The 6,881-nt window shown below is 62.3% G+C and carries 8 protein-coding genes and 1 tRNA gene; 5 read left to right on the top strand and 4 right to left on the bottom strand.

Annotated features, from left to right (window positions below; translation table 11 throughout):
- The coding region (locus BQ8794_RS36590) for a response regulator transcription factor (RefSeq protein ID WP_244555016.1) at positions 1 to 249 on the top strand (249 nt) is incomplete at its 5' end.
- 7 nt (positions 250 to 256) lie between these two features.
- Here BQ8794_RS36590 and BQ8794_RS17675 read toward each other — a convergent pair.
- The gene (locus BQ8794_RS17675) at positions 257 to 646 is read right to left on the bottom strand and encodes a type II toxin-antitoxin system VapC family toxin (protein ID WP_077379794.1); all 390 of its coding nucleotides are present in this window, start codon (positions 644 to 646) and stop codon (positions 257 to 259) included.
- Positions 643 to 909, bottom strand: a complete 267-nt coding sequence (locus BQ8794_RS17670) for a type II toxin-antitoxin system VapB family antitoxin (protein WP_077379792.1) — start codon at positions 907 to 909, stop codon at positions 643 to 645. The genes BQ8794_RS17675 and BQ8794_RS17670 overlap by 4 nt, the downstream gene beginning before the upstream one ends.
- A gap of 166 nt (positions 910 to 1,075) precedes the next feature.
- Between BQ8794_RS17670 and BQ8794_RS17665 the strand changes: the two genes are divergently transcribed.
- Positions 1,076 to 1,942: an SDR family oxidoreductase gene (locus BQ8794_RS17665; RefSeq protein ID WP_077379790.1), complete on the top strand. Its 867-nt coding sequence runs from the start codon at positions 1,076 to 1,078 to the stop codon at positions 1,940 to 1,942.
- A 349-nt stretch (positions 1,943 to 2,291) separates the two neighbouring features.
- Here BQ8794_RS17665 and BQ8794_RS17660 read toward each other — a convergent pair whose 3' ends face one another.
- On the bottom strand, positions 2,292 to 4,352 hold the full coding sequence (locus BQ8794_RS17660; RefSeq protein ID WP_077379788.1) for an OmpA family protein: 2,061 nt from the start codon (positions 4,350 to 4,352) through the stop codon (positions 2,292 to 2,294).
- Positions 4,353 to 4,563: 211 nt separating this feature from the next.
- Here BQ8794_RS17660 and BQ8794_RS17655 point away from each other — a divergent pair, with 211 nt between their 5' ends.
- Entirely contained in the window at positions 4,564 to 5,010 is a 447-nt protein-coding gene (locus tag BQ8794_RS17655) for a YcgN family cysteine cluster protein (RefSeq protein WP_077380378.1), read from the top strand.
- A gap of 253 nt (positions 5,011 to 5,263) precedes the next feature.
- Complete coding sequence (locus BQ8794_RS17650; RefSeq protein WP_077379787.1) at positions 5,264 to 5,626, top strand: hypothetical protein; 363 nt, start codon at positions 5,264 to 5,266, stop codon at positions 5,624 to 5,626.
- Positions 5,627 to 5,856: 230 nt separating this feature from the next.
- Here the strand turns inward: BQ8794_RS17650 and BQ8794_RS17645 are convergent, their stop codons facing one another.
- Complete coding sequence (locus BQ8794_RS17645) at positions 5,857 to 6,567, bottom strand: SIMPL domain-containing protein (RefSeq protein ID WP_077379785.1); 711 nt, start codon at positions 6,565 to 6,567, stop codon at positions 5,857 to 5,859.
- 237 nt (positions 6,568 to 6,804) lie between these two features.
- On the opposite strand from BQ8794_RS17645, the gene BQ8794_RS17640 reads away from it, so the two are divergent.
- Positions 6,805 to 6,880: transfer RNA gene (locus BQ8794_RS17640), tRNA-Ile, on the top strand.
- The last annotated feature ends 1 nt before the right edge of the window (position 6,881 follow it).

Below are 6,881 nucleotides of genomic sequence, written 5' to 3'. Positions count from 1 at the left end.
CATGACGACGATCTCTCCGACGAGGAGCCGCTTGGCGAAAGCGCCGGCCGGCCGGCGCTTTCGCCGCGCGAGAGCGAAGTGCTGGCGCTCTTGGCCGAAGGCGCGCCCAACAAGGTGATTGCGCGGCGCCTGAACATTTCCGTGCATACGGCGAAGTTCCACGTCGCGGCGATCCTGATCAAGCTAGGTGCGGCCAACCGCACCGACGCGATCGCCATCGCCATGCGGCAAGGCCTGGTGCTGGTCTGACGGTGGACTACACAGCCGGTTCGATATCCGTCAGCCGGAAATCGTCGCCCTTGAAAAGCAGTGGCATGGCTTCGAGACGGGCCGTGGCATAGGAGATGCAGTCGGCGACGTTGAGAGCAGCCGGATGCCGGCCCTTGCCATAGCGCAGGAAGGCCTGACGGGCCACAGCGGCGTGGTCGGCCGTAAAAGGAATCGTCTCGATCGAAGCGGTGCGCAAAAAGGCTTCGAAGCGGTCGACGATCTGGTCCTGCCAGCGGCCGACTAGCACCATCGTCGTCTCAAGCAGGGTCGGTGCCGCGAGCAGCCGTCTGTCAGCCTGAGCAATCGCCAGCACGAAACGATCATAGCCTGGTTCCGTACGCAAAATAGCGACAAGGACAGAGGAGTCGATGATCATCGCGTCGGGATTCCGAGCTCGTCGTAGCCGAGGATTTCGTCGTCGGTCATCGCATCTTGGCGTTTCGGTACCTGCGCGGCTCTTTCGGCGATCGCCATCAGGCGCTGAAAAAGGTCGTCGGCCTCGTCGCGCGGCACAAGCCGCTCGCGCGCAACCTCGCGCTCGAGGCTTTGACGGATCGCTTCCGTCACCGACACGCGACGGCGGCGGGCAAGTTCCCGCGCCAATCGCTCGACTTCCGTGTTCTTGATCGACAGGGCCATTCTATATTCAATCTATTTTTACAGAATATATACTACTCCGCCGTTGAGTCCAAGGATTTCGTGGCGGCTCCGCAGCGTCACCATCTCTCGATGCTCCCCGCTCTTGTATCCAGCGACGGGGCGGGCAAGGATCGCGGCCAACAGAATTGCAAGGAAGGCGCAAGACATGTCGCTCAAGGGAAAGACGCTGTTCATCTCCGGCGGGTCGCGCGGCATCGGGCTGGCGATCGCGCTGCGCGCCGCGCGCGACGGCGCCAATGTGACCATCGCGGCCAAGACCGCCGAGCCGCACCCGAAGCTGCCGGGCACGATCTATACGGCCGCGCAGGAGATCGAGCAGGCCGGCGGCAAGGCGTTGCCGATGCTGTGCGACATACGCGAGGAGGGGCAGGTGACCGAGGCGGTCGCCAGGACCGTCGATAAATTCGGCGGCATCGACATCTGCATCAACAATGCCAGCGCCATCCAACTCACCGGCACGCTGGAAACCGACATGAAGCGCTACGACCTGATGCACCAGATCAACACACGCGGCACGTTCCTGGTTTCCAAAATGTGCATTCCGCACCTGAAGTTGGCTGACAATCCTCACATCTTGAATCTGGCGCCGCCGCTCGACATGAAGGCCAAATGGTTCAAGAACCATGTCGCCTATACGATGGCCAAATTCGGCATGTCGATGTGCACGCTGGGCATGAGCGCGGAGTTCGCCAGGGACGGCATCGCCGTCAATTCACTGTGGCCGATCTCGACGATCGATACGGCAGCGGTGCGCAATCTTCTGGGCGGGGCGACAGTGGCGGCGATGAGCCGTTCGCCCGATATCATGGCCGATGCCGCGCATTCGATCCTGCTCAGGCCGTCGCGCGAAGCGACCGGCAATTTCTACATCGACGAGGAAGTGCTGCGCGCCGAGGGCGTCAGCGATTTTTCGATCTATGCGCCTGATGCGACAGGTCCGCTCGCCGGTGACTTCTTCGTGCCCGACGAGGTGTTTGCCAATTCGAATACCAACGTGAAAAATATCTACTGACTGGCACCGGCATAGGCCTCGTTTCCCAACCGAAGCCGGAAACAAAAACCCCGCCGGCGAGGGGGTACCGGCGGGGCTCATGTGTCCCGCTGGAGTCGGGACAGGGCAGGGAAGCCCTAGCCAGAATCTGGGGTGGACGACCTCACGATTCAATGCCTGGTTACATCGTGACTTACATTCTCCTTTAAGCTCGGCTCATTGCCGGAAATTGCCCATCCCGGTGAAACCGGGGTGGGCTACGTCTTCCCGTATAGATTCCAGAAACCAGTTCAGGTTTCTGGAATCATTGCTTTTTAAGTCGCCATGGTCTTTTACGAAAACCGGGCTGACCTTCATTCGGGACCCATGACTAATTCGCGCTGGCGACCGGCGCCACCAGCGAGGTGATGCGGCGGATGGCGACGCGACGGTTCTCGCGCTCAGGTTCCGACGTATCGACCTTGAGATACTCCTCGCCATAGCCCTGCGTCGTCAGGTTTTCCGGCGGGATGCTGAAGGCATTGCTCAGGGCTTCGGCGACAGCTTCTGCGCGACGGTCGGACAGGGCGAGGTTCGCCTCCGGCCTGCCGACGGCATCGGTATGGCCTTCGATCAGGAAGGTTTCCGCCGGGTTCTTCTCCAGCAGCTTCTCCATGGCAGTGGCCACGCCTTCGAGTTTCTGCACCTCGGTCTCGGGGATCGAGGCTGAACCGAATTCGAAGTTCAGCGTGTCGAGGTCGATGCGGCGGGCGATGTCGCGCACGCGGGCCGAGCGCTTGACCTCGTCGATCGAGTAGAGGCGCTGCACCCTCTCCACCGGCGGCTGTTCGAGGAAGGCATAGTAGTCGTCCGGATCCTCGACCTCTTCGGAATCCAGAATGTACTCCTCGCGCGGAATGTCGATCCGAATCGGCGGCAGGTCGTCACCCGGATCGCGCCAGTAGCCATCGTCCTCATAGTACCGCTCGTCGACATAGCTCAGCACATATTCGCGTCCGTCGGGCGCGATGCGCGAACGCTGGATGACGTCGCCGTAGCGGTTGCGGATGGTGACGATCTGGATTCCGTTGTCACGCTCGACGATTTCCCGGGTGCGATCGCCCGACAGTTCCTCATAGTAGACGTTCCTCGCGCCACGGCGCATGCGCGGGGTATCGTCACTTTCCACGATCGTCTGGTTGTTGAACTGTAGGATAACGCGGTCGCCGAGTTCCCTGACGACATCGACCCCTTGCGGACGCGGACGGCGGCGAATGTCCTCGACGTCAGGCACACGCTCAACGCGTTTGCCCTTTTCCTCCGTCACCGGAACCATCTTCTCAAGCTTGATCGCCTGCTGGGCCGTCCTGTCGTCGGTGGGCGGCGGTCCCTGGTCGACCGGAGCCGGCTTCGGGGCTTCCGCCTGCTCGCCGTCCTGCTGGGTGGGCTGACCACCCGCGTCCTGGCCGCCCGTCTCTTGCGCGTTGTCCCTGCCGCCCTTGCGCTTACGCCTGGCATCCTTCTGGCTGTCGAACACGGGAGCCGCGTTTGGATCGGACGCTTCGCCCTGGACCGGAGTTTCGCCTTGGGCCGGCGCAGCCTGCTCGCCATCGGCGGGCTGCTCACCGGTTGAGGGCTGCTCACCCGTTACAGGCTTCTTGCCACGTTCCTTAGCCTGATCCCGGGGCTTTTCGCCCTCAGCGGGAGCCGCTTGCCGGTCGGTCGGAAGTGGCTCGGCCTGCTCGCCGGCGGGCGTGTCCTGTTCGGCTGGCGCAGCCTCGATCTGCTGATCCTGGTTCCGCTTCTTGCGCGGCTTGACCTGCTCGTTGTCATTTGCAGGTGCGGCCTTCTCGCCTTGCGCCGCCTGTCCGGCAGGCTCTTCGGACGGTGCCGTTTCGATCTGCTGTTGCTGGTCGCGCTTCTTCCTGCGCGGTTTTTGCTCTTCGGCCGGGGCGGCCTGTTCGGCTGGCGCTGCTTCGATCTGCTGTTGGTCGCGCTTCTTCCTGCGCGGTTTTTGCTCTTCAGCCGGGGCGGCCTCTTCGGCCGGGGCTGATTCGGTCTGCTGTTGGTCGCGCTTTTTTCTGCGCGGTTTTTGCTCTTCGGCCGGGGCGGCCTGTTCGGCAGGGGCTGATTCGGTCTGCTGTTGCTGCTCGCGCTTCTTCCTGCGTTGATTGCCCTGCTCGTCCCCGGAAGGCGCGGCCTGCTCCGTGGGAGCCGATTCAGCCTGCCGCTCGCGCTTCTTGCGAGGCTTCTGCTCCGGTTCCGCTTGCTCTGCGCAGGCTTCCGCCGACTCGCCTTCGGGGCAATTCGATTGCGCCAGGATCAAGGGCGTTGCGGTACTCTGCGGTGGGTCGAACGCGGCGCTGCCCTGCAACGGGAATGCGCCCAACGGCGCGGACGCCATCAGCAGGCCAAGTGCCGTGCCTGCCAGAATCCGTGGTTGGCGTTTCATTAAAAATCCTCCTTTGGCGTCCCATCCCGGCCCAAACTGTTCATCAACCGGATTGGTTCCGGTTAGTGGGCATTAACGGCTACGAAGGGCAATTGGCCGGCGTTTTGAAGGCGACTTCGTGTTATTCCTATGGTGCCGGCCTATGGCGCCGGCCGGGCCTGCGTCAGTTGCGGTGCTTGACCTTGACGCCGGCGGAGGCCACATCCCGTCGATGGAAACGCCGTTCTGGAAAACCAAGACGCTCGAGGCGATGACCCCGGCCGAGTGGGAATCGCTTTGCGACGGCTGCGGCAAATGCTGCCTGTCGAAACTCGAGGACGAAGACACTGGCGCGATCTACTGGACGAGCGTCGGCTGCCGGCTGTTCGACGCCGAAACTTGTCGCTGTTCCGATTATGCCAACCGGCTGGCGCGTGTCCCGGACTGCGTCGGTCTGACGCCGCAGAATGTGCGCACCATCAGTTGGCTGCCCAAAACCTGCGCCTACCGGCTGGTCGCCGAGGGCCACGATCTCTACTGGTGGCACAGGCTGGTGTCAGGCAGTTCCGAGACGGTGCATGAGGCCGGCATCTCCATGCGGGGCCGGGTCAGCGTCAGCGAGACCGAGCTTGCCGAGCCCGACGACTATTTCGAGCACATGCTGGACGACGAGCCCTAGCGACGGGCCTTCAGGACCCGGAACCGGCTGCCCGACAGCGCGTTTTCCACCCAAATGGTTCAGAACCGACCGGATTGTTCAGAACCGGAAAGCCGAGAAGACTGCGCAATTGCTTGTTGCTACATGAACCCGAAATGAACGGCCGGTTCGTAAAAAGTTCAGATACGCAAGCGCATTCTCCTCGCCATCGGTTCGACCAAGTCACATTGGTTCGATCAAAGGCGGGCGGAAGCCCTGAACAAGGAGAGAAGACATGTTCAACACGATCAAGACGGCGGCCCTTTCGGCGCTTATCGGCCTCGGCACGCTTGCCGCTATCCCCGCCACAGCCCATGCAGACAGCATCTATCTCGGCTTCGGCAACAACGACGATCCGCGCGTCGGCGTCTATTCCGGCGATGACCATGGTTACTACCGCGAACGCCGCCGCGAACGCGACTGGCGCCGGTCCTGCTCGCCAAACCGTGCTCTCGGCAAGGCAGAGCGTATGGGTCTGCGCCGCGCCCGTATCGTCGACGTCAGCCGCCGCACCGTGAAAGTGGCGGGCCGCCAGTATGGCGACCGCGTCCTGGTCGTGTTCGCCAATGAGCGCGGCTGCCCGGTCCTCTACCGGTAAGCGTTCGGCACGTTGCCGACCGGCAACGGCCTGCTTGGTAGTATGATCTTCTGCGAAGGTCAGCTTGGGACACGACCTTCTGCGAAGGTCGGCCTGGAGTAGTAGGGCCCCTTTCCGCTGGGATAGAAGGGTGCGGCTCGAAAAAACCCCGGAGGACCAGTCCTCCGGGATTTTTTTCATGCAGCAAAGTCAATGCTGCCGCAACAGGGCCGAACCGTTTTAGGTGGCGGTCACTTCAACTCGAAAGTGACGGTGACCTGCACCGTGTAGGCATTCTCGCCAGCCTGCACCGGAACCGATTCGCGGGCCGCATCAAAGGCCTTGGCGTTCATCGGTATCGGCGGCGGCGCGACATTCTGGTCGGTGATTTCGAGCACCCGCCCGATGCTGACCCCGGCAGCTTCAGCCAGCGTCTTGGCCTTGGCCATGGCGTCGGCGACCGCCTTCTTGCGGGCTTCGGTGACAGTTGCCGTTGGATCCTCGTTGGAGAACGAGATGCCGCCGCCCTGGTTGACGCCGAGCGATACCGCTCTGTCGAGGATCTCGCCTGTCTTGTCGATGTCGCGGATGCGCACCGAAAGCGTGTTGGTCACCTGGTAGGCGATGAGTTCGGCTTCCTGGCTGCCGTCCGGCTTGTTGGTATAATTGTAGCGCGGGCTGATCTGGATGCCAGCTGTCTGCAGGTCGCGCTCCTTGATGCCGGCAGACTTCATTGCGGCGATCACCGAGGCCATGGCGTCGTTGTTGGCATCGAGCGCGGCACGCGCGGTCTTGGCCTCGCGCATGACGCTGAGCGTTAGCAGCGCCAGATCGGGAGCCGCGGTCGCTTCGCCTTCGCCAGTGACGACGATGCGGGGCGGCGGCGGCGAATCGGTCGCGCCGGCCATCGTCGGAAAAGCGATTGCGGCGGCGAGCGCCAAGCGCAAAAGATGTCTGGTCATAAAAATCTCCTCGGTCTGCGATCCAGTCGCGCTTGTCGACTACCGCATTGGCCTAAAAATCGGAATCGATTTCGGGAAGCACGATGCGTAGATTCAAAGCGTTAGAGCGTATTTTGCGCGTCTAAGTGGACGCAGGTCGATGTAATGCCTGAATATGGGCTGATTTGGACGATTTCGGCCAGCCCATCCGGAAAGCCTTGTGCGATTCGGGGAAAAACATTAATCCAGCCGCGTGTGGGGCCTGTAGCTCAATGGTTAGAGCCGGCGGCTCATAACCGCTTGGTTGGGGGTTCGAGTCCCTCCGGGCCCACCAT

This window comes from Mesorhizobium prunaredense (assembly GCF_900156895.1).
GTDB classification, from domain to species: domain Bacteria; phylum Pseudomonadota; class Alphaproteobacteria; order Rhizobiales; family Rhizobiaceae; genus Mesorhizobium; species Mesorhizobium prunaredense.
Note: the sequence above shows the minus strand (reverse complement) of the source record. Positions and strands in the feature narration are given on the sequence as shown.